This is a genomic window from Actinomadura sp. NPDC048021, from assembly GCF_040653135.1.
Taxonomy (GTDB): Bacteria; Actinomycetota; Actinomycetes; order Streptosporangiales; family Streptosporangiaceae; genus Spirillospora; species Spirillospora verrucosospora.
Map to the genome: position 1 here is coordinate 1 of NZ_JBEZJQ010000018.1, position 25287 is coordinate 25287.

Consider the following 25287-nt stretch of genomic DNA (forward strand, 5'->3'; position numbering starts at 1 on the left):
GCCAAGGGGTCGTCCACCTGGACCGGCGTCGCGGTGGTGAGGACGGCGAGCAACGACGCGACCGTCAGCTCCGCGACGGGTTCGGCCTGACGGTGACGTCCGAGACGACCGCGTCCCGCGGCGTCTCCAGCGCGGCGACCAGCACGCGCGCGACCGTGGCGGGGGCCGCGAAGTCGTCCTCGGCGTAGGGGTGGCCCTCCTGGGCGCGCACGCTGCGCTGCATCTCCGTGGCCGTCCGCCCCGGGTAGACGCTCGTGACGCGCAGGGACGGCTCCTCCGCGCGCAGCGAGTCGGCCAGAGCCCGCAGGCCGAACTTGCTCGCCGCGTACGCCGACCACTCGGGGTTGGCGCGCAGCCCCGCCGTGGAGTTGACGAACACCACGTGGCCCTCGGCGGCGCGCAGCGCGGGCAGCAGGAGCCGCGTGAGCTCCGCGGCCGACACCAGGTTGACCGACAGGTGCTCGATCCACTCGTCGGCCTCGGTGGCGGCGACCGTGCCCAGATGCACCATGCCCGCCGCGTGGACGACCCCGTCCAGCCGGGCGGGGATCCCGACCGCCGCGAGCCGCGCCTCGATGCGGCGCGGCTCGGTCAGGTCGAGCGGGATCGTGCCGATCGACGCCGCGCGGGGCGGCGAGGCGACCGCCCCCCGGTTGATGACCTGCGTGGCCGCGTGCGCGCCCCCGCGCAGCGTCGCCGCGAGCTTGTCCAGGCGCTCGGCGGAGCGGCCGGTGAGAAGGAGGTCGTGCCCGCGCTCGCGCAGCAGCTCCGCCACCGCCGTGCCGATGCCGCCGGTCGCGCCCGTGATCAGATACGTGCCCATGGCGCCCCATTCTCGTCGATCCCCTACCCCGGATGGACGCGCGGGACGCCGCGCTGGTTCGGCTCCGTCCCGAGGCGGGGTCGCGCTCAGTTCGGGCGCAGCACCCGCGCCGCGCCGGCGATCAGCGCCGTCACCAGCACCCACCCCGTCGCGACCAGCGCATACGCCACCCAGCGGGACCAGTTCACCGCGTCGTAGGACAGCTGCTGCCCGAACGTGTCGAGCGGGATCAGCAGGTCCAGCGTGTAGATCAGCGCGTGGAAGGACGGCAGCTCGTCCGGCGGCTTGACCGCGCGCGGATGCTCGATCGAGAACACCGTCGTTCCGGCGGCCAGCAGGGTGGCGAACCACGCGAACGCCAGCCAGGGCCGGTAGCCGAACCCGACCGTCCAGTCGAGCACGTGGTTCCACGCCCGGGCGACCGGGTGCAGCCCGCGCCGCCGCGCCCGCATCTTGGCGAGCTGCACCTTCCGGGCCAGGTCGTCGTGACCGATGCCGTGGTACCAGCCGGCCAGCTGCTCGTACGGCTGGAGGTGGAACTCCGGGTCCCGCGACACCCAGCTGAGCCGGTCCTTGAACTCGGCGCCGCGCAGGGTCTGGTAGATCATGCCGTTCAGGTACAGCTCGTCCGGCCAGATGTCCGGGTGGTCCATGACCAGGTCGATCCTGGAGTACGACAGCGACACCCGGCCCTTGATCGGCTCCGCCGGCCACAGCAGCAGCTCGTCGACCTGCATGTGGCTGGCGTGCAGGGCCATCCGCGCCGGGTCGGAGGAGTCCAGGCGGCCCCGGATGAACGACAGGACGCCGTTCACGCGGGCGCTGCGCAGGCGGACGGTGCCGAACGTGCTGAACCCGTGGCTCAGCTCGGCGGTGTCCTCGACGACGATGTTCTGCGCGTCCAGCGCGATGCGGCCCGGATTGGTGAGCGTGGTGCGTTCCATGAACAGCCCGCCGTTCATCCGCGCTCCCACGAACCGCACCCCGCCGGTGATCTCGGCGTCCCGGATGAACGCCCCGGCGTCCACGACGAGGGCGCCGCCGGAGACCGCCCACTTCTCCGGGGCCGACGCGGTGACCCGCGTCCCGTTCATCCGCAGGCCGCCGAGGATCTGCGCCCGCGGCAGCCGCACCTCCCCCTCGATCTCGGACCCGGACAGGCTGAGGAAGCCGTCCGCGCGCAGGCCGCCGCCGTCGAAGCCGGGCATCCGGCAGCCGGAGAACCGGAGCTGGCGCGTCTCGGCGTTGGCGAACACCGGCTCCTCGACGAGCCGGCAGTCCTCCAGGAGCAGCTCGGCCTCGACGCGGCCCCCGGCGACGTCCAGCCGCCCGGTGACGTAGGCGCCGCGGAGCCGGACGGCCGCGACCGCGCCGGGACGCGGCTCGCACTCGCCGAGCAGCAGCCGGGTGATGATCTCGGCGCGGACGATGCGGTCGGGCAGGGGGCCGGCCGGGCGGTCGTCGCCGAGGACGACGGCCGCGCCGGTGGGGAACGCCGTCCAGAGGCGCCGTTCCGCGTGGTTCAGTCCGGGGGGCTGGGGCACGGGACCCCTTTCTACGCGGAGACCCCTCCGCGATCAACATCGCGGAGGGGTCCCGGTGATCGGCCGGCCGGCGGTCAGAAGAAGCCCCGGCGGCGTCCGGCCTCCTGCAGGAAGCCGTCGAGCTGCTGCTCCCAGTTGGTGTGCTCGACGGTCGCGTAGTCGACCGTGAACCGGCTGAACGCGTCATGGCCCTCGGTGAACACCCCGCCGCGCTTGTCGAGCTCCAGCACGACCTCCATCGACTGCGGGTACGACACGAACGTCACTTCGAGCTGCTTGATGCCGCGCGCGTACTGCCCCGGCGGGTAGAACTCGATCTCCTGGTAGAAGGGCAGCTCCTGGTGGACGCCCCAGATGCGGCCCTTCTCGCAGTCCGCGTTGCGGAACTGGAAGCCGAGGTTGGAGAACGCCACGAGGATGCGCTCCTGCGCGGGCAGCGGGTGGACGGCGATCGGGTCGAGGTCGCCCGGGTCGAGCGCGCCCGCGACCTCCAGCTCCGTCGCGATCCCGACCGTCGTGCCGTGCAGCGGCCGCCCGTACATGTGGGTGAGCGGCGCCTCCCACGGGATCGGGAACTGGAACGGGATGCTGTGCCGCGCGCCCTCCTGCAGGCTGAACCCGCCCGCGACCGGCATCTTGGCGTACTCCAGGTTGGAGGTGTACTCGTTGTCGCCCGACTCGACCTCGACCTTGGTGCGCAGGGCGAGGTTCACCGCCTTGATGTCGGAGTTGAACTGGCCCCCGATGATGGCGATCTCGCCCGTGACGACTCCGCCGGGCATCGTGTTCGGGTCGTGCAGAACCGTCTCGATCGACGGGCCGCCGATGCCCATCGCCTGACGCAGCTTCTTGAAGACCAAGGTCCGTCCTCCCGTGTTCGAGCGACTCCCCGCGCTCTCGTCCCATAGACGCTGTTACGGGAGATTACGTTCCGGGAACTCGGCTGACCTGCGCAGGCGGTGGCCGTTCCTGGCCGTCCGCGCCGCTTGCCGGCGCCGCCGGTCAGTGGCCGCCTCCGGCGAGGTTCAGCCCGACGACCCCGAGGACGATGAACGCGAGCGCGACGACGCGGGTCGCGGAGACCTCGTCGCCCATGAAGAGCATGCCGAGCACCGCCGTCCCGACGGCCCCGATGCCGACCCAGACGGCGTAGGCGGTGCCGACCTCCAGGTGCTTGAGGGCGACGGTGAGCAGCCCGAAGGACGCCACGGCGAACACGAGGAACCCCGCCGACTCCAGCGGCTGGGTGAAGCCCTTGCTGCCCTTCAGGCACAGGGCCATGGCGACCTCGAAGAGGCCGGCGACGATGACGAGGATCCAGGCCATGGTGGCACTCCCGGATGACGAGACGACTGATGTCACGCGCCGTCTTCGCGTTCCGGGTACGGCGCACCTCGTCCGGGAGAGACCACGCGCCCATCGTGGGCATGGCCCTCACCTCGCCCAACGGCCCCACTCCCCGGGATGTTCCCCCATGCCGGCGTACGAGAGCCCGCCTCGGACGCCTGTTGCGGCTCGATCCCCTTGCCGGACGGCTCTTCATGAGCTCTTCATCCTCTGGGGGCTCGCGCAGGCAAGGTCTGCGTGAGCTATCGGATGAAGGCTCCGCCGCGGTAGCCGCGGTGAAGGACTCACAACGGAGAGACCCGTGACGAACGAGAACAAGGCTGACCAGGCCCGCGCGGCCGAGGAGACCATGAACACCGCGCAGGACGCCCTGCGCGACGCCGGTAAGGCGTACGTGCAGGACCCGACTCCGGAGAACAAGCAGGCCATGGACGACGCCCGTGTCACTGCGGAGGAGGCCACCGCCCACTCCCGCCGCCTCCACGGCGGGAGCCAGTAAGACCCTGGCGGGAATGAGCTAGCCTCCCGCCTCGCCGGTCCCCGCGCCACCTGGCGCGGAGACCGGCACACCTTCAGGGGCGGCCCAGGGCGCGGTACTCCCAGCCCGCCGCGCGCCAGCGGTCCGCGTCGAGCGCGTGACGGCCGTCCACCACCCGTTTGTGCCGGACGACCCCGGCCAGCGCCTCCGGCTCGACCTCCCGGAAGTCCGACCACTCGGTCAGCAGGACGACCACGTCGGCGTCCCGCGCCACGTCGAACGCGCTCTCGCCGTAGGTCAGCTCGGGGAACGCCCGGCGGGCGTTGTCGAGGGCGACCGGGTCGTAGACGCGCACGTCCCCGCCGAGGCCGTGGATGGTGCGCGCCACGTCCAGCGCGGGCGCGTCCCGGATATCGTCGGAGTTGGGCTTGAACGCGGCGCCCCACGCGGCGACGCGCCTGCCGGCGAGGTCGCCGCCCAGCAGGTCCCGGACGAGGTCGACGGTGCGGGCCCGGCGGCGCCGGTTGATGTCGTCCACCTCGCGCAGGAACGACACGGCCTGGCCGACGCCGATCTCCTCGGCCCGGTGCGCGAACGCCCGGATGTCCTTCGGCAGGCAGCCGCCGCCGAACCCCAGCCCCGGCCGCAGGAACTTGCCGCCGATGCGGTCGTCCAGCGCCAGCGAGTCGGCGAGGTCCCGGACGTCGGCGCCGACCGCCTCGCAGACCTCGGCCATCGCGTTGATGTAGGAGATCTTCGTGGCGAGGAAGGAGTTCGCCGCCACCTTGACCAGCTCGGCGGTCGCGAGGTCCGTGCGGATCACCGGCGTGCCGAGGTCGAGGACGGGCCTGAACGCCGCTCGCAGCCGCTCGTGCGCCCAGTCGGACGCGACGCCGAACACCAGCCGGTCCGGGCGCAGGGTGTCGTCCACGGCGAAGCCCTCGCGGAGGAACTCGGGGTTCCAGGCCAGCTCGACGTCGGTCCCGGCGGGCGCCAGCCCCTGCACGAGGCCGGTGAGGCGCGCGGCCGTCCCGACCGGCACGGTGGACTTGCCGACGACCAGGGACCTGCGGCGCAGGTGCGGCGCCAGGGAGCTGACGGCGGCGTCGACGTAGGTCAGGTCGGCGGCGTCCGAGCCGGCCTGCTGGGGCGTTCCCACGCACACGAAGTGGACGTCGCCGAACTCCCCGGCCTCCGCGAAGGAGGTGGTGAACCGGAGCCGGCCCGAGTCGAGCGCCTTGGTGAGCAGCTCCGGCAGCCCGGGTTCGAAGATCGGGACCTCGCCCGACGCCAGCCGTTCGATCTTGTGCCGGTCGACGTCCACGCCGAGGACCTCGTACCCCAGCACGGCCATGCAGATCGCATGCGTCGCGCCGAGGTAGCCGGTCCCGATGACGGTCAGCCTCGGGGCGGCCTCCTCCTCCTGCCTCATTGCGCACCTCCTCGTGCACCGCGGGTGAATTCGCGCCCGCTTGATCTTGCCACCCCTCCCGCGCGGGGCGTAGGAGGGTGCGACTCAGGGGGCCTGGGTGACTTGGGTCACGCGACGGAGACGGGCGTGGTATCGATGTGGCCTGCCTCCCCGGAAACCGGACGATTGGGGTGGTTGTCAGTGGTTACCAGCGGGTAGCATGCTGTTGAGTTACTGACCAGTACGCAGCGGGGCCGCCGGTCGCCGCCGGAACCAGACGGAGTCTCGAATGGGGCACTACAAGAGCAACCTCCGGGACCTGGAGTTCAACCTCTTCGAGGTGTTCAGGCGCCAGGACCTCCTCGGCAGCGGCCCGTACGCCGAACTGGACGAGGACACCGTGCGCAGCATCCTCGACGAGGTGAACCGGCTGGCCGAGGGCCCGCTCGCCGCCTCCTTCGAGGACGCGGACCGCAACCCGCCGGTGTTCGACCCGGCCACCGGCACGGTCACGATGCCGGAGGGCTTCAAGAAGTCGTTCAAGGCGTGGATGGACTCCGAGTGGTACCGCCTCGACCTCGCCCCCGAGTTCGGCGGCAGCGGCGCCCCGCGCTCGCTGACCTGGGCGGTCGCCGAGCAGGTGCTGGGCGCCAACCCGGCCGTCTACATGTTCGCGTCCGGTCCGGGTTTCGCGCAGATCCTCTGGCACATCGGCACGCCCGAGCAGAAGAAGTTCGCCGAGCTGGCCCTGGAGCGCCAGTGGGGCGCGACGATGGTGCTGACCGAGCCGGACGCCGGCTCCGACGTCGGCGCCGGGCGCGCCAAGGCCGTCCAGCAGCCGGACGGCACCTGGCACATCGAGGGCGTCAAGCGCTTCATCACCTCGGCCGAGCACGACATGTCCGAGAACATCTTCCACCTGGTGCTCGCCCGCCCCGAGGGCGCCGGCCCCGGCACCAAGGGCCTGTCGATGTTCCTCGTCCCCAAGTACCTCGTGGACGTGGAGACCGGTGAGCTCGGCGAGCGCAACGGCGCCTACGTGACCAACGTCGAGAAGAAGATGGGCCTCAAGGTCTCCACGACCTGCGAGCTCACCCTCGGCGAGAAGCACCCGGCGGTCGGCTACCTGGTCGGCGACGTCCACCAGGGCATCCGGCAGATGTTCCTCGTCATCGAGTACGCGCGAATGATGGTCGGCACCAAGGCCATCGCCACCCTCTCGACCGGCTACCTCAACGCGCTGGAGTACGCGAAGGAGCGCGTCCAGGGTGCGGACATGACGCAGATGACGGACAAGACCGCTCCGCGGGTGACGATCACCCACCACCCGGACGTCCGGCGCAGCCTCATGACGCAGAAGGCCTACGCCGAGGGCATGCGCGCGCTCGTGCTGCTGACCGCGTCCTACCAGGACGCCGTGCAGCTCGCCGAGTTCGAGGGGCGCAGGGACGAGACGGCCGAGAAGGTCAACGACCTGCTGCTGCCGATCGTGAAGGGCTTCGGCTCCGAGCGGGCCTACGCGCTGCTCGGCGCCGAGTCGCTGCAGACGCTCGGCGGCTCCGGCTTCCTGCAGGAGTACCCGATCGAGCAGTACATCCGCGACTCCAAGATCGACACCCTGTACGAGGGCACCACCGCCATCCAGGGCCAGGACCTGTTCTTCCGCAAGATCCTGCGGGACAACGGCGAGGCGCTGAAGGTGCTCGCCGGGGAGATCCGGGCGTTCGCCGACTCCGAGGCCGGCAACGGCCGGCTCAAGAACGAGCGCGCCCTGCTCGGCCGGGCCCTCGACGACGTCCAGGGCATCCTCGACCCGATGGTCGGCTGGGCGCTCGGCTCGATGGAGAACCCGAAGGAGCTCTACAAGGTCGGGCTCAACTCCTCGCGCCTGCTGCTCGCCCTCGGCGACCTGATCGTCGGCTGGCTCCTGTGCCGCCAGGCCGAGGTCGCGCTCAACGCCCTCGGCGGAGGCGACGTGTCCGACTCCGACAAGGCGTTCTACACCGGCAAGGTCGCGGCCGCGCAGTTCTTCTGCCAGACCGTCCTGCCGCGCCTGGCCTCGGACCGCGCCGTCACCGAGTCCACCACCCTGGACGTGATGGACCTCCCCGAAGAGTCCTTCTAACCCCGCCGCGCTGTGGCCCTGCCCGTCCGGGCAGGGCCACAGCGCTGTCAGGCGAGCGGGCCGACGGCTAGCTCAGATGCCGGGTGAAGAACGCCGCCGCGACGTCCCCGGCGAACTGCGGGACGCCGGTGTGCCCGCCCATGTTGGCGTGCAGCGACTTCTCCTCGGAGCCGAAGGCGTCGAACAGGTCCAGGGCCGCCTGCCGGTCGTTCCCTTCGTCGTCCCACTGCAGCAGGACGTGCAGCGGAATGGTGACCTGGCGGGCCTCCTCGAACAGGACGCGAGGCACGAAGCTCCCGGCGAACAGAACGGCGGCTGCTATCCGCGGTTCGACCACCGCGAGCCGGACCCCGATGGCGGTGACTCCGCCCGAGAACCCGACCGGGCCGCCGATCTCAGGCAGCGCGAGGAGGGCGTCCAGAGTGGCCTGCCACTCCGGGACCGCCTTGTCGACCAGCGGGAGGACGAGCCGGTCCACGATCTCGTCATCGACCGGCCCACCGGCCTTCACCGCCCGCTGCAGGTCGGCGCGGGCCTGCTCGGCGGTGGCCGAGCGGGGCCGCTCACCGCTTCCGGGGAGCTCGATGGCGGCCGCGGCGAAGCCGTCCGCCGCGGACCGCCGAGCCCGGCCCACCAGGCGGGGGCGCATCCTGTCCAGCCCGCCGGGGTGGCCCATCAGGATCAGCGGAACCGGTGCCGCTGCGGACGCGGACTCGGGCGTCCACAGGACGCCGGGAACGTCGCCAAGGGTGAATTCGCGTTCAAGGAGCCCGTCGTCGAGACGCTGCTCAGAAGTGAACTGCATGGTCGTGCCTTTCGGGAGTGCTCTCGAACGGCGCTCCCGGACGACCTACCGCCCGACCGTGACCCCAGAGGGGAGCACCCATGTCGAAACCAGGTTCACGGGTACCACCTCCTCTTTCTCCAGCACGGCCTCCGAAAAACTAGCAGCGCCCACCCCACCCCGCCAACTGCTTTTTCGCCAAGCCCGGCGGCCGGGTCCCGAGGTCGTCGACGAGACGCCGGCCGGCCGCTCCGAGGCTTGACAACGCCCCCGCCTCCCGGACGATCACCAAGGTCGGCGGCAAGAGCCGTCGGCTCACTGCGAGGCAGGGAGCAAAGAAAATGGCCAACACCAGCGGCCCCCAAGGCGACGACGAAGTCGCCACCGAGGAAGAACTGAAAGAAGCGCTGGATCTCGCGGGCTTCGACCCCGACAAGATCCTGGGCGACTGACGACATGGAAGGATGATTCCTCGGCTCGCCGAGGTTCCGTCTGGTTTCATGGGCGACCTCTCCGGAGGTCGCTTCTTACTTTTCGCACAGCCCGTGCTTCGAAGAACCCAGAGGTCTCACTCGTGAGCATCCGTACGACGCATCGCGCTTTGCTGAGCCGTCTGCTGCCCGGTGCCGAACCGGACGACCTCGCAGAGCGTCAGGGGCAATTCCACACAGTGGTCATTGGGCCAGACCGCGTCGTGTGCCTGCCTCGCACCCCGGCAGCGGCCGCCCGGCTGCCCGAGCGGGCAGCCGCACTGCACGCACTCGCCGGGCTTGACCTCGGCTTTCGCATACCTGAGCCGCTGCTCCAAGGCGGCGCCCACGGCAACGACGAGGCACCGTTCCTGGTGCTCAGCCGCATTCCCGGGGAACCGCTGGAGGGCGAGGCGCTCAAGGATGCTCAAGTAGCCGAGACCGTGGCAGAGCAGTACGCCACGCTGCTGTCCGGCCTGGCGCGTGCCGGTAACGGCGAAACGGCACGAGCGGTTCTCCCTCACGCGGCAGAAGACCGGTGGCGGCGGTTCGCGGAGAGTGTGCGCGCTGAGCTGTTCCCGCTCATGTCCGACAATGGGCGTCTACAGGCCGAGCGGGAGCTCGCAGCACTCGACGACCTTCCCCACCCCGCCCAAGCGGTGGTGCATGGCGACCTCGGCGCCGAAAACGTCCTGTGGGAGTGGACGAACGGACTGCCGCGCCTCGCCGGAGTACTCGACTGGGACGATGTCGCCCTCGGCGACCAGGCCGAAGACCTCGCTGCGATCGGTGCCAGCTATGGCCGTGGGTTCCTGGAACGGTTGCTCGCCCTGGGCCACTGGCCAGATGCCGGACTCGTCACCCGCATCACCGCGATCCGCAACACATTCGCCCTGCAGCAAGCCCTCTACGCAATCCGTGACGGCGACGAAGAAGAACTGGCGGACGGCCTGGCCGCCTACCGCTGAGCCACACCAACAGCAACCCGGGGAAGAACGGTGTCCCGGCGGAGAGGCTTCGAGCCTTCCGCCGGGACACCGCAAACGGCGGGAAGACTGAGCCTGTTCTCCCCGGCGTGGAATTCGTGCGAATTAGGTGAAACCGCACGAACTATACCGATCGGCTTGGATCACACGCAGCCGAGCGGCCTTTTCAGGCGCATGATCATCTCGCGTAACGTTCGCCGCTTGACGATCTCCGCCTCGGGCTGCTTGCGGAGCAGGGACGCCACGGCCGCGACCACGCTGATCCAGGACATCCCGATGACCTGCCAGGCCGTCGGGATCTTCTGCTCCATGATCAGGTCGACCAGCAGGCCGAGCAGCGGAATGACGCTCCACAAGATCGTGTAGACGGCGTCCCCGAGGGCCCTCCTCGCCCGGATGTGCAGGTACCGGGGGACGACGACGGTCATCAGCGCCGTGCAGAGCAGCGCCAAGAGGACCCCGCAGGACCAGCCGACCGACGGATCCTCGCCCGCCAGCATCGCCCACACGCCGAGACCGACCACGCCCAGGCCCGTGCCCAGCGCCTGGAACTGATCGGCCTCCGCGCCGCCCCGCTCGACGAAACCTCGGGACAGCGCCATGTACACGACGCCGGAGAGAGCCGATCCGATGGACCAGACGACTCCCCACGGGCTCGCCGTGATGTGCCACGCCTCGATGGAAACGGCGAGGCCCAGCACGATGAGCAGCGGCACCAGCATCGCCGCGAACCACTGCCCGGTCTTCCAGACCCCCACCGAGTAGGTCATGGTCGAGACGGCGAACGTGATCGCGTTGATGGTGGCGAGGGCCGTCCCCGCCGACATCATCGCCATCACGATCATTCCCCGGCCCGCGATGTTGCAGCCGGCGAAGACGATGACGGCCGTCACGGTCTTCCAGGTGAACCGGAGCCGCACGGGCCGCGGCTCCTCGGGGCGGTAAGGACCCGGTACCTGGAACCTGAACACCACCAGCAGAGCCGCCAGCACGGTGCCGTACTCGGCCATCGTGAGGATGAGAACGACCGTCGTGAACACGATGGTCGCCTTCAAGGCCCGCCGGGTGTACCGGAACCGCTGGGACCGCGACGTCATGTGGCGGAACAGCCCCAGGATCTGGAGCCTGAACGCCACCAGCAGCATGACCATCGCGCCGATGCCGTACTCGGCCGTCGCGACGACCAGGGCCGACATCGTGATGCCCTCGAGCAGGTAGTTCTTGAAGATCGAGCGCCCGAACAGCTTTGACGAACCCTCGACGAGGGTGAGACCCGCGCCCAGGGCTATGTTGTCCGGCCTGGCGGCCGGCGTATTCCTCATTGTTCTGATCCCCTCGGACAGGCGCGCAGGAGGATCAGCCATGAGCCGGTCCCCTGGAGATCGCGCCGATGGATACGACGAGACTCCGCAGAACCGGAAATTTCTTCTGGTTTGTGAAGTTCGCACTGATCATATGCGCGACCCCCGCCGCTCGGCGGCATTCCAGACCCCGCACCCGGCCGACGGAGCACCGCCACCGGCGGCCGCGGATCGCTGGGGTTCTGGCGGGGGGTGGGGTGGTTGACTACTGTTGCCCGCGTCCCTCGCCCGTCCCCCTCCCCGAGCGGATGAACGATGCGTGCGCTGCCCCTCGCCGTCTCTTCCATCGGCCTGCTGCTCGTGGCCGGATGCGCCGATGCCGATCTGGCCGAGAAGGTCGCTCCGCCGACGGTTCGCACGGGCGCCGCTCTGCCCACCGTGCAGCCCGCGGGCGCGTACGCCAAGGAGGGGTGGTTCGGGGGCGCGGACGGCCTGCACGCGCGCGTGGCCATCAGGGGCGTCGAGCGGCAGGCCGCCAAGTCGGTGCTGCGCTACAGCGTGACGTCGCTGGACTCGTCGGTGAAGTCGGTCCCGTTCGAGATCGCGCTGCTGGACGCGGCCGGGCGCAAGCTCTACAAGCCCACCGGGACCACCAGCGGCTCCGGCTTCGCGCCCGGCACGACGCGCGAGATGACCGCCGACTATCCGCCGATCCCGGCGACCGTCCAGAAGGTCACCGCGATCACGCCGGGGACGGCCGGGGAGTTCACCGGGATCCCGGTCGCCGCCGCGTCGGCCATGCCGGGGACGCCGTCTGTCTCGTCCGCGCCGCCGAGTGGGTCGCCCTCGTCTTCTCCGTCGGCGTCGTCCACTCCCTCGGTCGGGGCCGAGCCGTTCATGGCGGGCGCGCCGTCCCCGATCACGACCTCCCCGTCGGCTACGGCGTCGTCCCCGCCGAGCGGGAACCCCGTGGAGCTGTACGACATCGTCGAAGAGGAGGGGCGGACTGTCTCGTCCAACGGATCGAGCGTCACGGTCGGCCTGCGTAGCGATGCCCTGTTCGAGGCTGGTTCGGCCAATCTGACGGGCGGGGCCAAGGCCGCGCTGGACGGGGTCGCCCAGAAGGTCAAGGGGCAGGCGGCCGGCGCGCTGACGCTTGTGGCGCATGCCAGTGACGCCAAGGTGTCCGGGGATCGGGCCCAGGCGCTTTTGAACGAGATGAAGACCAGACTCGGCACCGGTTTCACCTACACGGCGAACGGGCGGCAGGACGGTGACGGGGTCGACGTCACCTACCAGCTCAAGTCGTCGGCGCCGGGTTCCGGTTCACCGGCGACCTTCCGGGCGCAGGACCGGCAGAAGATGGCGTCGCGCACGGCTCCCTTTGGAGCCGCCAAGAGGCGCCTTGAGGTCAAACCCTTCTACCGGGACGGCGCCTACATCGTCGCCGTGTTCGACATCGTGAATGAGGGGCCCGGCACCACGCCGCCTGACGCGTCCTACCCGAACCCGAGTTATCCGGGCGGAGTGTTCGGAGCGTTCTCGATCCAGGTGCCGGGCAAGAAGGACGTCTACCGCGCCGTTCGTGTCGGTCCTCCCACGCCGGGGCGTCCCACCAACTACGTCGACGCTGGACGGGTCGTGTTCCGCACTGCGGTCAACGAGCCCGTCCGCGGCTTCGTCTACCTTCCCGCCCCGCCCGGCGACGTCACGTCCGTGACTTTCGACGCCGGGCCCTTCGGCAAGGTCGAGAAGGTTCCCGTCTCCTAGCGGTAGGCCGAGGACGCCCCTCGGGACCGTCGACGGCGTCAGCGGCTCCCGGCGAGCGAACCAGGCTGGTCGCTAGTAGTCGTACTTCCACTCGGCGCAGTTCTCCATGGTTCCCTGCACGCACTTGTTGATCATCAATCCTGGATGGGTGTACTCGTTCAGCGTGCTGAAGACCAGGAAGAACAGACCGGACGCGAAGAACAGCGTGATGACGACGGTCGCGATGCGGCCCCCGAGGTCACGAACGGCGCCGATGAGAAGGATCGTGGCGATGCCGGCGAGTGCGTAGACCAGGCCGAAGGAGTTGTTCTCGATCCACGCGATGTGCCCGAGACGCCCGGTGATGGGCTCTGACGCAGGCGCGCCCCCCACCAGATTGAACCGGACGATGGCGGCGGCGTTGCCCAGCAGGTTGAGGCCGGCGGCCAGGACCAGCAGATACACCGGAGAGAAGGTTCCGCGCGTGGTCGCCGTGAACCGGTAGAGCTCGGTCTCCCCCCGCTTCGCGCCCGCCGGCTCCTGCAGCGTGTCGCCGTGCACCCAGAGGTAGAGGGCGGCGGCACCGAGCAGGACGCCGAACCAGAACAGTGGCCCGCCGAACACCATGTTGATCTCGGGCTTGGCGGTGAACGGGCCGGTGGTGATGGCGTCCCAGCTCAGAGAGGTCAGGATGAGGGAGCCGACGCCGAACGTCAGCGCCCACCCCCTGGCCCACAGCCGGTCGCCGCGTCGTGCCAGGAAGAGGAACACGGCCAGCGCGATGAGGGATGCTCCCGCCGCCTCGCCCATGATCGTGTTGTGCATGATCATCGGTTCGGCGGCCTCTGGCTGCGCCATCACATGCCTGCTCAATGAGTCCAAGGTGTGTCCCTTTCCAATGATCTCGGTTTTGGGCGCGCGGAACGCGGTTCCTCGCATGATGAGTTCTTTGCCGGGAAGCGAGCAGCGGTCACCCGGCGGTGCGAAAGCGCTCCGTTTCGGCGGGTTACCGCAGCCGTCGGTTTCCGCCTACCCGGAGTCGCGGCTCGACCACAGTGGCGCCTGGTATCGGTCGCCGGAGGGTCGGTCCTTTTTGGAATGGCCGGTTATTGGAGGCGGCCGTCCCGTGAGCCTTGAGGCCCGGTCATGAGACCACGGACTTCAGGAAGGGGGGGTGACGCCATACTGGACGCGACGTAACGTCCAGCGCATGGTGGAGACCGCATGGTCAGAGCTGATGCGGGCCGCGTTCGGACGTCTCCCCGGCGCAGCAGGGACCCATTGCCCTGGCAGGGTGGGACTGGGTGCGGGGGCCGGCAATCGTAGACAGGCAGTCGTCATGCTTCTCGATCAGGTAGGGAACGGGATCTCCTTCTGGAGAGGCCCGCGTGTCCTTTCTTCCCGTCCGTTCGAGATTGGAGGTTTCGCGTAGCTGGCGAGTGTACTGGGCAGGGTGATCAGGGGCAATGCTCACACCTATGGATCTCACCCGGAAAAGGAAGAATCTTTCGCCGGCGCGACGCAGTCATCCTGAATGCGCCAGGGACTGCGTGGGGCCGGTGCCGACCGCTCGGCACCGGCCCCTCGGTCCTGCCCGCCGCCCGGCGGCGACGACCCGGCGGCTACGACCAGGCGAGCATGCGGATCGGGTCTTCGAGCATGTCCCCGACGTCGCGCAGGACGCGGGAGCCCAGTTCGCCGTCCACGATGCGGTGGTCGAACGAGAGCGCCAGCGTGGTCACCTTGCGGATCGCCAGCTCGCCCTCGTGCACCCACGGCATGTCCCGGACCTGGCCGAACGCCAGGATCGCGGCCTCGCCCGGGGTGAGGATCGGGGTGCCGGCGTCCACCCCGAACACGCCGACGTTCGTGATCGTGATCGTCCCGCCGGACAGGTCGGCGGGGGACGCCTTGCCCGCGCGGGCCTTCGCCGCCAGCTCGTTCAGGGCGCATGCGAGGCCCGGCAGGTCGAGCTCGTGCGCGTCCTTGATCTTGGGGACGATGAGGCCGCGCTCGGTGGCCGCCGCGATCCCCAGGTTCACGTAGCGCTTGACGACGATCTCCGCGCCGTCCGGGCCGTCCGCCCACGCGGAGTTCACCATCGGGTTGCGCGCCACGGCCGTGAGCAGCGCGCGCGCCACCAGCAGCAGCGGCGACACCTTCACGTCCGCGAACTCGGGCAGCTCGCGGAGCCGCTTGACGGTCTCCATCGTCCGCGTCACGTCCACCTGGAGGAACTCGGTGACGTGCGGGGCGGTGAAGGCCGAACCGGACACCGCCGCCGCGGTGGCCTTGCGGACGCCCTTGACAGGGATCCGCTCCTCGCGCGGGCCCGCCTGGGCGGGCGCGGCGGGAGCCTCGGCGCCTGACCGCGCGGCGAGGACGTCCTCGCGCGTGATCGATCCCTGCGGGCCCGACCCCGTGATGGACGTGAGGTCCACCCCGAGATCCTTGGCCATCTTGCGGACGGGCGGCTTGGCCAGCGGCAGCCCGCTCCCCGAGGGGCTCGGACGGGGCGCCGGCGGCGCCGGCGGCGCCTCCGGGGCGGGCGCGGGCGCCGGGGCGACCGGGGCCGCGGACGCCGCGCCGTTGGCGGACCTGCGGGGACGGCGCCTGGTCGTCCCCTCCTTCACGCCGTAGCCGACGAGGACGGGCGTGCGCTTCGGCGGCTCCTGCGGCGACACCATGCCGGGCTCGTTGACGGTCGGGACGCCCTCCTCGCGGAGCGCGGCCGCCTGCGCCGGGGGCTCGGACACCGGCGTCGCCACGCCGCCCTCGCCGCCGGGGTCCACCGCGATGATCGGGACCCCGACGTCCACCGTCTGCCCCTCGGTGACCATGAGCTCGGTCACCACGCCCTCGAACGGGCAGGGCAGCTCCACGATCGCCTTCGCCGTCTCGATCTCGACGATGGTCTGGTTCACCTCGACGGTGTCGCCGGGCTGCACGTGCCACTTGACGATCTCGGCCTCGGTCAGGCCCTCGCCCACGTCGGGCAGTTTGAACAGTTTGGGCTGGCTCACCGGCGTCACCACGCGAAGGTCCGGTCGACCGCGTCCAGGATGCGGTCGAGGTCGGGCAGGTAATGGTCCTCGATGCGGGACGGCGGGTACGGGGTGGAGAACCCGCCGACGCGCAGCACCGGCGACTCCAGCCGGTAGAAGCACTTCTCGGTGATCCGGGCGGCCAGCTCGGCGCCGTACCCGTTGAACACGGGCGCCTCGTGGACGACGACGCAGCGTCCCGTCCGGTTCACCGAGTCGGTCACCGTGCCGATGTCGAGCGGGTTCAGCGAGCGCAGGTCGATGACCTCCAGCTCCCGCCCCTCCTCGGCGGCGGCCCCGGCCGCCTCCAGGCACGTCTTCACCGCCGGCCCGTAGGCGAGCAGCGTCGCGTGCTCGCCTGGCCGCACGACCGCGGCCCGGTGCAGCGGCGTCCAGTCGGCGGGGTCGGCGTCGGTGTCGACCTCCGCCTTGTCCCAGTAGCGGCGCTTGGGCTCGAAGAAGACCACCGGGTCGGGGGAGGCGATCGACTGCTGGATCATCGAGTAGGCGTCCAGCGGGTTCGAGCACGCCACCACGCGCAGCCCGGCGGTGTGCGTGAAGTACGCCTCGGGCGACTCGGAGTGGTGCTCGACCGCGCCGATGCCGCCGCCGCACGGGATCCGGACGACGACCGGCAGCTCCAGCGCGCCGAGCGAGCGCATCCGCATCTTCGCCAGCTGCGTGATGATCTGGTCGGCGGCGGGGAACACGAACCCGTCGAACTGGATCTCCACCACGGGCCGGTATCCGCGCAGCGCCAGCCCGATCGCCGTCCCGACGATGCCGGACTCGGCGAGCGGGGTGTCGATGACCCGCTCCTCGCCGAAGTCCTTCTGCAGGCCGTCGGTGATGCGGAAGACGCCGCCGAGCTTGCCGACGTCCTCGCCCATGACCAGGACCTTGGGGTCGTTCTCCATGGCCTTGCGCAGGCCCACGTTGAGGGCCTTGCCGAGGGTCAGGGTGCTCACTTCGCCTCCTCCTCGAACGACGCCAGGTAGGCGGCGAACTGCTCCTGCTCCTCGGTCATCAGCGGATGCTCTTCCCCGTACACGTGGTCGAACATCGACAGGGGCTCCGGGTCGGGAAGCGCCAGGCACGCCTCACGCAGCTCCCTGGTGATCTGCTTGGCCTCGTCCTCCACCTTCTGGAAGAACCCCGCGTCGGCCATGTCGCCGCGCACCAGGTACGCCTTGACGCGCTCGATCGGGTCCTTGAGCTTCCACGCCTCTTCCTCGGTCTTCAGCCGGTAGCGCGTGGGGTCGTCGGTCGTGGTGTGGGCGCCCATCCGGTAGGTGTACGCCTCGACGAGCGTGGGGCCCTGGCCGGTTCTGGCGTTCTCCAGGGCCTTCTTGGTGACGGCCAGACAGGCGAACACGTCGTTGCCGTCCACGCGGATGCCCGGGAAGCCGAAACCCTGCGCGCGCTTGTAGAGAGGGATCCTGGACTGCCGTTCGAGGGGCTCGGAGATGGCCCACTGGTTGTTCTGGCAGAAGAACACGATCGGCGCGTTGAAGACCGAGGCGAACACGAAGGACTCGTTCACGTCGCCTTGGGACGTCGCTCCGTCCCCGAAGTAGGCGATCGTGGCGCCGGCGGACGAGGTGCCGAGCACGCCGTCCCTCTGGACGCCCATCGCGTACCCGGTCGCGTGCAGCGTCTGGCTGCCGATCACGACGGTGTACAGGTGGAAGCCGTGCTCCTTCGGGTCCCACCCGCCGTGGTTGATGCCCCGGAACATGCCGAGCAGCTTCAGCGGCTCGACGTCCCGGCACCAGGCGACGCCGTGCTCCCGGTACGTCGGGAACACCATGTCGTTGGCGGACGCCGCCCGCCCGGAGCCGATCTGCGCCGCCTCCTGCCCGAGCAGCGACGCCCAGAGGCCGAGCTCGCCCTGCCGGGTGAGGGCCACGGCCTCCTGGTCGATCCGCCGCACGATCACGAGGTCGCGGTACAGGCCGCGCACGTCCTCGGCGCCGAGGTCCAGCGGGTAGTCCGGGTGCTCGATCCGCTCGCCCTCGGGGGTGAGCAGCTGGACGAGTTCGGGCTCGGCGGCCTTCGGGGTGTCGGGCGCGCCGCGCACGGAGTCGATCGTCATCGATGACACTCCTCGTTCGGGGCCGTCGCGCGGGGTCGCCGCGCGGTCGGCCGATGTCGACGGCCCGCCCCCGGTAAGGGACAAAAGCCGCAACACCATCGTGGCAGACATCACACCCTGCGATGCAAGCCCCCGCCACCGCGATGCGAGTCCCGCCACCGGAGGTTCCTACCCCCGGCCCTACCCCGCGACCCGGGCGTGACGCACGTTACGTCCGCTGTCCCCCATGTCCGGATCGCCCGGCTCGCTACTCCCGGGAGAGGGCCCGCGTGGCGCCCGCGGCGACCGTCAGGCCGAGGAGCAGGCCCCCCGCGACGATGAAGTTCGCGATCCACTGGTAGACGCCCTTGGGCGCGAACTCCATCTCCTGGCCGAGGCTGCCGATCGGCAGGAGGAGGTCGAGCGTGTAGAAGAACGCGTTGAAGTGCGGCTTGTGGCCGTCGTCCAGGACGTCCGGCCGGTGGACCGAGAAGACGATCGTCCCGAAGGCGAGCAGGCCGATCAGCCAGCTCGCGGCGCGGAACGGGCGGTAGCCGTAGCCGACCAGCACGTCCTGGAACCAGCCGACGATCTTGCGGGGGAGGCCCTGCGTCCGGCGCCGGTCCCGGGCCTTGGCGAGCAGGACGGAGCGGCCGTCGGCGTCCAGGCCGAGGGAGCGGTAGGTCTGCGCGAGCCGCTCGTAGGGCTGGGGGGCGTAGCCGTCGGTGTCGCGGCGCAGCCACGCCAGCCGCTCGCGGGCGGTGAGCGGCGGTTCGAGGGTCTCGTACTGGAGGCCGTCGAGCTGGAGGCGCTCCGGCCAGGACGCGGCGTCGTCGCGCAGCAGGTTGACGCGCGCGTAGGACAGGTCCGCGGTCCCCTTGATCGGCTCGGCGGTGCGCATCAGCAGCTCCTCGGCCTGGAGGCGCTGCAGGCCGAGCGCGGTCCCCTCGTCGTGGAGCAGGCGCGCGTCGCGCAGGCTGAGCTGCCCGGTGACGCGGGCCCCGGAGAAGCTGACGGCGCCGACGGCGGTGAATCCGTCCGAGCAGTAGACGTCGGACTCGACGGCCAGGTCGTCGGCGTTCAGGGCGGTCCGCTTGGGGGCGGCCAGACGGGCGCCGACGAACGACAGGTAGCCGCCGACGCGGGCGCCGCGCAGCCGGACCTCGCCCTCGGCGCTGAACCCGCCGTCGCAGAACACGTTCGCGGCCACGTCCAGGCGGCTGGCGTACAGGGCCGCGCCGGACGGGTTGTACAGCCGCGCGCCCCGGAAGATCAGCTGGCCGCCGACGCGGGCCCCCGGCAGCCGGACCTCGCCGTTGGCGGCGAACCCCTGGTCGCAGTAGACGTTCGCCTCGACCGAGAGGCGGTCGGCGAGCATCGCGTCCCCGCCCGGGTTGGACAGGTGCACGCCCGACAGGTTGAGGATGCCGGTGATGTTCGCCCCGTCCAGCCACAGGCCGCCGTTGACGCGGCTGCCCTCCAGCCACAGGTGGCCGTCCACCCGCGTGCCGGAGGCGATCAGGCCGGGCAGCCGGCAGCGCATCAGGTGGACGCTGTTCATGCTCGCCCAGTACAGGTGGGGCGCCTCGTCGAAGTCGCATCCGGTGAGCGCCAGCGGGACCCGGACCTCCGCGTGCCCGAGGTTCAGCGCGCCGGTGATGCGGGCGCCGCCGAGCCGCACCGCGGCGACCTGGCCGGGCTCGGCCTCCACCGCGCCCACGAGCAGCGCGACGAGTACCTCTGCCCTGACCATGCGGTCACGTCCCCACCGGTCGGAGCGCGTGATGTCGTCCATCGCCTGGTCGCCGACCGACAGGTCGACGGATTCCCCCTTGGGGAACGCCTCCCAGAGGCGGCGCTCCACGGGGGTGAGGTCCTCGATGTTCATCGGCTGGCTCCGGGGGTGCTGATGGCTCGTGATGGGCCATGGTGCCGTACGCTTCAGGATCGTAAGCAAAAGCGCAGATCAGTGAGGGGGCGACCGTGGCGCGTGTCGTCGTGGACGTCATGCTCAAGCCGGAGATCCTCGACCCGCAGGGGCAGGCGATCGCCCGCAAGCTGCCGCAGATGGGGTTCGACGGGGTCGTGGCCGTCCGGCAGGGCAAGCGGTTCGAGGTGGAGCTGGAGGGGGACGCCGACGAGGCGGCCCTGGAGAAGGTCGGCAAGATCGCCGAGACGCTGCTGGCGAACCCGGTCATCGAGAACTACGAGGTTCACGTTCTGTAACCGTCCGGGCGCGTGGCCGGGACCGGCCCGCCGCCCGAACCGGCGGGCGAACGCCGCCGGTTTCCGGTCGTGACATGGCCCGTTCCAATCCGCGGGCCCGCGACTGTGGCGATTACGGAAGTTTCCTCCGGGGAAGTGTTAGCTGCGTTGAGTCGTCGAGCACGCTCCGGGACCGGGGGCACGGTCGGGACGCCCGGAGCATGACACGAGGTGTCCGGGTGGATATGAGGTTCTCGCTCGCGCTGCCGCGCGACGCGATGAGCATCCCGGTGGTCCGCCGGGTGACGGGCGAGGCCCTGCGCGGCCTCGGCGTCGCCGAGGACTGCGTCGACGACCTCCTGGTCGCGATCTCCGAGGCGTGCACGAACGTCATCGAGCACGCCCGCGCGAACGGCGACTACGAGGTGACGGGCCACGTGCACGACGGCACCTGCCTGCTCAAGATCATGGACTGGGGCCGCGGGCTGCGGTCCGCCCCGCCCGAGCCCGGGCCGCTGAGCGAGTCGGGGCGCGGCATCGGGCTCATGCGCGCGCTGGTGGACGACCTGAACATCGACTCCGCGCCCGACCGCGGCACCGTCGTTCACCTGCGAAAGCGGCTGACCTGGAGGGACGGGGCGCTGGTCCGGCGCCTCGACCGCAACCTCATTCCCAACGCCGGGTAGATTGGGACCTGCGCGCGGGGGAATGCGACGCGCATCGGGGTTGATCGGCGGAGGAGATCCCGATCGTCTCGGCCGCACCTCATTTCGGAGGAACAGAACAGATGGACGCTGCCCGGGTTGGGATCATCACCTTCCCAGGTTCCCTTGACGACAAGGACGCCGCACGCGCGGTGCGGCTGGCCGGCGCGGAGCCGGTCGCCCTCTGGCACGGCGACCACGACCTGCAGGGGGTCGACGCCGTCGTCCTGCCCGGCGGGTTCTCCTACGGGGACTACCTGAGGGCCGGGGCGATCGCCCGGTTCGCGCCGCTGATGTCCGAGGTCGTGGCCGCCGCGGGCGCCGGCCTGCCGGTCCTCGGGATCTGCAACGGGTTCCAGGTGCTGTGCGAGTCGCACCTGCTGCCCGGCGCGCTGCTCCCGAACGCGGGGCTGCACTTCGTCTGCCGCGACCAGCGGCTGCGCGTCGAGAACGCCGACACCGCGTGGACCTCCGAGTACCAGGAGGGCCAGGAACTGGTGATCCCGGTGAAGAACCGGGACGGCCGCTACACCGCCGACCGGGAGACGCTGCTCGAACTGGCCGACTCCGGCCGCATCGTCGCCCGCTACCTCGACCTGAACCCGAACGGCTCCCAGGACGACATCGCCGGGATCTGCAACGAGGCCGGCAACGTGGTCGGGCTCATGCCCCATCCCGAGCACGCCGTCGAGTCGCTGACCGGGCCGTCCACCGACGGGCTCGGCTTCTTCACCTCGATCGTCAAGAGACTGGTCAACGCATGAGTGAGCAACGGCCCCACGCTTCCGGAAGGGCTAGGCGGGACGAGGACGAGCCCTCGATGGAGTGGCTCGGCGAGCTCAAGTCCGACGCGGACGACCCGGAGCTCCAGCCCGTCAACCCCGCTGTGACGCAGGGCTTCAAGGCCATCCTCGAAGAGGAGCAGCCCCCCGCCCTGCCCGGCTCCGAGGACCCGGCCGCCGAACCGGCCCCCGGGCCCTTCACCGGGCCCATCCCGGTGCTGAACGACGAACCCGTCCCGGGCCCTGCGCCGTCCCAAGGCGTGCCCGACCAGGAGTTCGCGCGGGCCCTCGAAGAGGAGCGCTCCAGCGGCGACCCCACGTCCACCGTCGCGGACCCGTCGCTCACCGTGCCCGACCTGAGCGCCTTCGCCGCGCCGCCGCCCGCCCGCGGCACGGGCAGCGGCCCGCAGCGCGTGGCCGGTTCCGGCACGGGCCCGCAGCCGGCGGTCGGCCACGGCACGGGCCAGCAGCCCGCCGTGGGCACCGGCCCGCAGCCCGCGGTAGGCCAGGGCACCGGCCCGCAGCCCGCGGTCGGCTCGGGCACGGGTCCACAGCCCGCCGTCGGGCGGGGCACGGGCCCGCAGCCTCTCATCGACCTGAACACGGGCCCGCTGGCGCAAGGCCCCGGCACCGGCCCGCTTCCCCCGGTGGGCCCGGGCACGGGCCCTCAGCCCGCCGTGGGCACCGGTACGGGCCCCCAGCCCGCCGTCGGGCGCGGCACGGGTCCGCAGCCGACCGTCCGCCCGGAAACGGGCCCGCTGCCCGCCATCGGGCAGGGCACGGGCCCCCAGCCCCCGGTCGGCCTCGGCACAGGCCCCCTGCCCGCCGTCCGCCCGGGGACGGGGCCGCTGCCCCGGATCAGTCCGGGAACGGGTCCGCTGCCCGCGGTCGGCTCCGGCACGGGTCCGCAGCCCGCCGTGGGGCGCGGCACCGGCCCGCAGCCCGCGGTCGGCTCCGGCACGGGCCCCCTGCCCGCCGTCGGGCGGGGAACGGGTCCGCAGCCCGCCATCGGACGCAGCACCGGCCCGCAGCCCGCGATCGAGGCGCCCGCGCGCTACGACCACGGCACCGACACGGTCGCCGTCGCCGCCGCGTCCCCCGAGCGTCCGCAGCCGTACGCCGAGCTGGGGATGAACGAGGAGGAGTACCAGCGCGTCCGCACCATCCTGGGACGCCGGCCCACCTCGGCCGAGCTGGCGATCTACTCCGTCATGTGGAGCGAGCACTGCTCCTACAAGAGCTCCAAGGTGCACCTGCGCCAGTTCGGCGACAAGGCCCCCAAGACCGACAAGCTCCTCGTCGGCATGGGCGAGAACGCCGGTGTCGTGGACATCGGCCAGGGCTGGGCCGTCACCTTCAAGGTGGAGTCGCACAACCACCCGTCCTACGTCGAGCCGTACCAGGGCGCCGCGACCGGCGTCGGCGGGATCGTCCGCGACATCATGTCGATGGGGGCGCGCCCCATCGCCGTCATGGACTCCCTGCGCTTCGGCCCGGCCGACGCCGCCGACACCCAGCGCGTCCTGCCCGGCGTGGTCGCCGGTGTGGGCGGTTACGGCAACTCCCTCGGCCTGCCCAACATCGGCGGCGAGACGGTCTTCGACGCCTGCTACGAGCAGAACCCGCTCGTGAACGCCCTGTGCGTCGGCGTGATGAAGCACGAGGACATCAAGCGCGCGGTGGCCCCCGGCCCCGGCAACCAGGTGATCCTGTTCGGCGCCCTGACCGGCCCGGACGGCATCGGCGGCGCGTCCGTCCTCGCCTCGGCCACCTTCGACGAGGAGTCGCACCAGAAGCGGCCGTCGGTCCAGGTGGGCGACCCGTTCATGGAGAAGCTGCTCATCGAGTGCTGCCTGGAGCTGTTCCGCGAGGACCTCGTGGTCGGCATCCAGGACCTCGGCGCCGCCGGCGTGTCGTGCGCCACGACGGAGCTGGCCGCGGCCGGCACCGGCGGCATGCACGTCGACCTAGACGCCGTCCCGCTCCGCGACGAGACGCTCCGCCCTGAGGAGATCCTCATGAGCGAGTCGCAGGAGCGCATGATGGCGGTGGTGGAGCCCGCCAAGGTCGAGCGCTTCATGGAGATCTGCGCGCGCTGGGAGATCCCGGCCACCGTGATCGGGACGGTCACCGACACCCGCCGGCTGGTCATGACGTGGCGGGGCGAGACGATCGTCGACATCCCGCCGGTCACGGCCGCCGACGAGGGCCCCGTCTACAACCGTCCGCTGGCGCCCCCGCACGACCTCGGCGCCCTGCAGTCCGACACCCCGGGCCGGCTCACCCGCCCGTCCAACGGCGACGAGCTGCGCCGGACCGTCCTCTGGCTGGCCGGCTCCCCGAACCTCGCCGGCAAGACGTGGGTGACGTCCCAGTACGACCGGTACGTCCTCGGCAACACCGTCATGGCGATGCCCGAGAACGCCGGCGTCGTCCGCATCGACGACGAGTCGGGCCTCGGCATCGCGCTGTCCCTGGACGGCAACGGCCGCTACACCCGGCTCGACCCGTACGCGGGCGCGCAGCTCGCGCTGTCCGAGGCGTTCCGCAACGTCGCCGCGACCGGCGCGCGGCCCCTGGCCGTCACCAACTGCCTGAACTTCGGCTCCCCGGAGGACCCGGGCGTCATGTGGCAGTTCGCGCAGGCGGTCACGGGCCTGGCGGACGGCTGCCAGTACCTCGGCATCCCGGTCACGGGCGGCAACGTCAGCTTCTACAACCAGACGGGCAACGCCCCGATCAACCCGACCCCGGTCATCGGCGTCCTCGGCGTCCACGACGACGTGCGCCGCCGGGTGAACATGTCGCTGGCCACCGACGGCGCCACGATCGCCCTCCTCGGCGAGACCCGCGAGGAGTTCGGCGGCTCCGAATGGGCGCACGTCGTCTACGGGCACCTGGGCGGCCTGCCGCCGCTGGTCGACCTGAAGGCCGAGGCGGCCCTGGCGTCCGTCATGGTCGCGGCCGTCCGGGACGGCCTGGTCAACGCCGTGCACGACCTCTCCGACGGCGGCCTCTCGCAGACGCTGGTGGAGTCGTGCCTGCGCGGCGGCCTCGGCGCCCGCATCACCCTGCACGGCGACCCGTTCGTCGCGCTGTTCAGCGAGTCGGTGGCCCGCGCCATGGTCGTCGTCCGCCCGGGCGCCGAGTCGCGCCTCGCGGCCCTGTGCGAGTCGGCGGGCGTCCCGGTCAGCCAGATCGGCGTGGCGGGCGGCGACGCCCTGCACGTGACGTCCCGCGGCCCCGAAGGCGACCAGGAGCTGTTCAGCATCGGCCTCTCCGAACTCCGCGAGGCCCACGAACGCATGCTCCCCACCTACGCCGACTGACCCGAGCAGTGAAGGGGGGCCCCCCACCCGGGGGGGCCGTCCCCATCCCCCCCCGCAAGCCCGGGGGGGCCGACCCCGGGATCGTCGATAAAAAGAGGGCCGCGGTAAGAGAACGACGGCGACCCCCGCGG

At 71.1% G+C, this 25287-nt stretch carries 20 protein-coding genes and 1 riboswitch; of the genes, 8 read left to right on the forward strand and 12 right to left on the reverse strand.

Annotation, left to right across the window (positions count from 1 at the left end; genetic code table 11):
* Nucleotides 1–64 precede the first annotated feature (64 nt).
* The 4 genes from AB0C87_RS27185 to AB0C87_RS27200 form a co-directional block, all read right to left on the reverse strand.
* Nucleotides 65–823 carry an SDR family oxidoreductase gene (locus AB0C87_RS27185; protein WP_345171142.1) on the reverse strand — a complete coding sequence of 253 codons (759 nt, stop codon included), beginning with the start codon at nucleotides 821–823 and terminating at the stop codon, nucleotides 65–67.
* Between the two features lie 86 nt (nucleotides 824–909).
* The gene (locus AB0C87_RS27190; RefSeq protein WP_360580143.1) at nucleotides 910–2367 is read right to left on the reverse strand and encodes a hypothetical protein; all 1458 of its coding nucleotides are present in this window, start codon (nucleotides 2365–2367) and stop codon (nucleotides 910–912) included.
* Between the two features lie 74 nt (nucleotides 2368–2441).
* Nucleotides 2442–3227: a sporulation protein gene (locus AB0C87_RS27195; protein WP_345171138.1), complete on the reverse strand. Its 786-nt coding sequence runs from the start codon at nucleotides 3225–3227 to the stop codon at nucleotides 2442–2444.
* Between the two features lie 142 nt (nucleotides 3228–3369).
* Nucleotides 3370–3693 carry a multidrug efflux SMR transporter gene (locus AB0C87_RS27200; RefSeq protein WP_345171136.1) on the reverse strand — a complete coding sequence of 108 codons (324 nt, stop codon included), beginning with the start codon at nucleotides 3691–3693 and terminating at the stop codon, nucleotides 3370–3372.
* A 33-nt stretch (nucleotides 3694–3726) separates the two neighbouring features.
* Nucleotides 3727–3797: riboswitch (guanidine-III (ykkC-III) riboswitch) on the reverse strand.
* A 218-nt stretch (nucleotides 3798–4015) separates the two neighbouring features.
* Between AB0C87_RS27200 and AB0C87_RS27205 the strand changes: the two genes are divergently transcribed.
* Nucleotides 4016–4213, forward strand: a complete 198-nt coding sequence (locus AB0C87_RS27205; protein WP_345171134.1) for a hypothetical protein — start codon at nucleotides 4016–4018, stop codon at nucleotides 4211–4213.
* A 73-nt stretch (nucleotides 4214–4286) separates the two neighbouring features.
* Here AB0C87_RS27205 and AB0C87_RS27210 read toward each other — a convergent pair whose 3' ends face one another.
* Nucleotides 4287–5624 (reverse strand): nucleotide sugar dehydrogenase, encoded by a 1338-nt coding sequence (locus AB0C87_RS27210; RefSeq protein WP_353834296.1) that lies wholly within the window; start codon nucleotides 5622–5624, stop codon nucleotides 4287–4289.
* A gap of 268 nt (nucleotides 5625–5892) precedes the next feature.
* On the opposite strand from AB0C87_RS27210, the gene AB0C87_RS27215 reads away from it, so the two are divergent.
* Nucleotides 5893–7728 (forward strand): acyl-CoA dehydrogenase C-terminal domain-containing protein, encoded by a 1836-nt coding sequence (locus tag AB0C87_RS27215; protein ID WP_353834297.1) that lies wholly within the window; start codon nucleotides 5893–5895, stop codon nucleotides 7726–7728.
* 67 nt (nucleotides 7729–7795) lie between these two features.
* Here AB0C87_RS27215 and AB0C87_RS27220 read toward each other — a convergent pair whose 3' ends face one another.
* The gene (locus AB0C87_RS27220) at nucleotides 7796–8533 is read right to left on the reverse strand and encodes an alpha/beta hydrolase (protein ID WP_360580146.1); all 738 of its coding nucleotides are present in this window, start codon (nucleotides 8531–8533) and stop codon (nucleotides 7796–7798) included.
* A 553-nt stretch (nucleotides 8534–9086) separates the two neighbouring features.
* On the opposite strand from AB0C87_RS27220, the gene vph reads away from it, so the two are divergent.
* A complete protein-coding gene (gene vph, locus AB0C87_RS27225) occupies nucleotides 9087–9950 on the forward strand; it encodes a viomycin phosphotransferase (protein WP_360580148.1) in 864 nt (287 codons plus the stop codon).
* A 161-nt stretch (nucleotides 9951–10111) separates the two neighbouring features.
* Here the strand turns inward: vph and AB0C87_RS27230 are convergent, their stop codons facing one another.
* Nucleotides 10112–11290, reverse strand: a complete 1179-nt coding sequence (locus AB0C87_RS27230; RefSeq protein WP_360580150.1) for a hypothetical protein — start codon at nucleotides 11288–11290, stop codon at nucleotides 10112–10114.
* A gap of 294 nt (nucleotides 11291–11584) precedes the next feature.
* Between AB0C87_RS27230 and AB0C87_RS27235 the strand changes: the two genes are divergently transcribed.
* The gene (locus tag AB0C87_RS27235) at nucleotides 11585–13039 is read left to right on the forward strand and encodes a hypothetical protein (protein WP_360580151.1); all 1455 of its coding nucleotides are present in this window, start codon (nucleotides 11585–11587) and stop codon (nucleotides 13037–13039) included.
* A 72-nt stretch (nucleotides 13040–13111) separates the two neighbouring features.
* Here the strand turns inward: AB0C87_RS27235 and AB0C87_RS27240 are convergent, their stop codons facing one another.
* From AB0C87_RS27240 to AB0C87_RS27260, 5 genes are all read right to left on the reverse strand, one after another.
* Nucleotides 13112–13876, reverse strand: a complete 765-nt coding sequence (locus AB0C87_RS27240) for a DUF981 family protein (protein ID WP_360580153.1) — start codon at nucleotides 13874–13876, stop codon at nucleotides 13112–13114.
* 764 nt (nucleotides 13877–14640) lie between these two features.
* Nucleotides 14641–16041: a dihydrolipoamide acetyltransferase family protein gene (locus tag AB0C87_RS27245; RefSeq protein WP_360580155.1), complete on the reverse strand. Its 1401-nt coding sequence runs from the start codon at nucleotides 16039–16041 to the stop codon at nucleotides 14641–14643.
* Between the two features lie 5 nt (nucleotides 16042–16046).
* Entirely contained in the window at nucleotides 16047–17030 is a 984-nt protein-coding gene (locus AB0C87_RS27250) for an alpha-ketoacid dehydrogenase subunit beta (protein ID WP_345171116.1), read from the reverse strand.
* Nucleotides 17027–18157 (reverse strand): pyruvate dehydrogenase (acetyl-transferring) E1 component subunit alpha, encoded by a 1131-nt coding sequence (gene pdhA, locus AB0C87_RS27255; protein ID WP_360580157.1) that lies wholly within the window; start codon nucleotides 18155–18157, stop codon nucleotides 17027–17029. Before pdhA ends, AB0C87_RS27250 begins: the two co-directional genes overlap by 4 nt.
* A 247-nt stretch (nucleotides 18158–18404) precedes the next feature.
* Entirely contained in the window at nucleotides 18405–20024 is a 1620-nt protein-coding gene (locus AB0C87_RS27260; protein WP_360580159.1) for a hypothetical protein, read from the reverse strand.
* A 95-nt stretch (nucleotides 20025–20119) separates the two neighbouring features.
* Here AB0C87_RS27260 and purS point away from each other — a divergent pair, with 95 nt between their 5' ends.
* The 4 genes from purS to purL all read left to right on the forward strand — a co-directional run bounded on the left by purS (nucleotide 20120) and on the right by purL (nucleotide 25156).
* Entirely contained in the window at nucleotides 20120–20362 is a 243-nt protein-coding gene (gene purS / locus AB0C87_RS27265) for a phosphoribosylformylglycinamidine synthase subunit PurS (protein ID WP_089315160.1), read from the forward strand.
* Nucleotides 20363–20586: 224 nt separating this feature from the next.
* Nucleotides 20587–21027 carry an ATP-binding protein gene (locus AB0C87_RS27270; protein WP_345171822.1) on the forward strand — a complete coding sequence of 147 codons (441 nt, stop codon included), beginning with the start codon at nucleotides 20587–20589 and terminating at the stop codon, nucleotides 21025–21027.
* A 101-nt stretch (nucleotides 21028–21128) separates the two neighbouring features.
* On the forward strand, nucleotides 21129–21809 hold the full coding sequence (gene purQ / locus AB0C87_RS27275; RefSeq protein WP_345171110.1) for a phosphoribosylformylglycinamidine synthase subunit PurQ: 681 nt from the start codon (nucleotides 21129–21131) through the stop codon (nucleotides 21807–21809).
* Nucleotides 21810–22864: 1055 nt separating this feature from the next.
* Entirely contained in the window at nucleotides 22865–25156 is a 2292-nt protein-coding gene (purL, locus tag AB0C87_RS27280) for a phosphoribosylformylglycinamidine synthase subunit PurL (RefSeq protein ID WP_345171820.1), read from the forward strand.
* The last annotated feature ends 131 nt before the right edge of the window (nucleotides 25157–25287 follow it).

Coding starts and splice junctions, on each gene's coding strand:
- AB0C87_RS27185 (WP_345171142.1), bottom strand. CDS start 823: ATGGGCACGTATCTGATCACGGGCGCGACCGGCGGCATCGGCACGGCG.
- AB0C87_RS27200 (WP_345171136.1), bottom strand. CDS start 3,693: ATGGCCTGGATCCTCGTCATCGTCGCCGGCCTCTTCGAGGTCGCCATG.
- AB0C87_RS27210 (WP_353834296.1), bottom strand. CDS start 5,624: ATGAGGCAGGAGGAGGAGGCCGCCCCGAGGCTGACCGTCATCGGGACC.
- AB0C87_RS27215 (WP_353834297.1), top strand. CDS start 5,893: ATGGGGCACTACAAGAGCAACCTCCGGGACCTGGAGTTCAACCTCTTC.
- AB0C87_RS27220 (WP_360580146.1), bottom strand. CDS start 8,533: ATGCAGTTCACTTCTGAGCAGCGTCTCGACGACGGGCTCCTTGAACGC.
- AB0C87_RS27230 (WP_360580150.1), bottom strand. CDS start 11,290: ATGAGGAATACGCCGGCCGCCAGGCCGGACAACATAGCCCTGGGCGCG.
- AB0C87_RS27235 (WP_360580151.1), top strand. CDS start 11,585: ATGCGTGCGCTGCCCCTCGCCGTCTCTTCCATCGGCCTGCTGCTCGTG.
- AB0C87_RS27240 (WP_360580153.1), bottom strand. CDS start 13,876: ATGGCGCAGCCAGAGGCCGCCGAACCGATGATCATGCACAACACGATC.
- pdhA (WP_360580157.1), bottom strand. CDS start 18,157: ATGACGATCGACTCCGTGCGCGGCGCGCCCGACACCCCGAAGGCCGCC.
- AB0C87_RS27260 (WP_360580159.1), bottom strand. CDS start 20,024: ATGAACATCGAGGACCTCACCCCCGTGGAGCGCCGCCTCTGGGAGGCG.
- AB0C87_RS27270 (WP_345171822.1), top strand. CDS start 20,587: ATGAGGTTCTCGCTCGCGCTGCCGCGCGACGCGATGAGCATCCCGGTG.
- purQ (WP_345171110.1), top strand. CDS start 21,129: ATGGACGCTGCCCGGGTTGGGATCATCACCTTCCCAGGTTCCCTTGAC.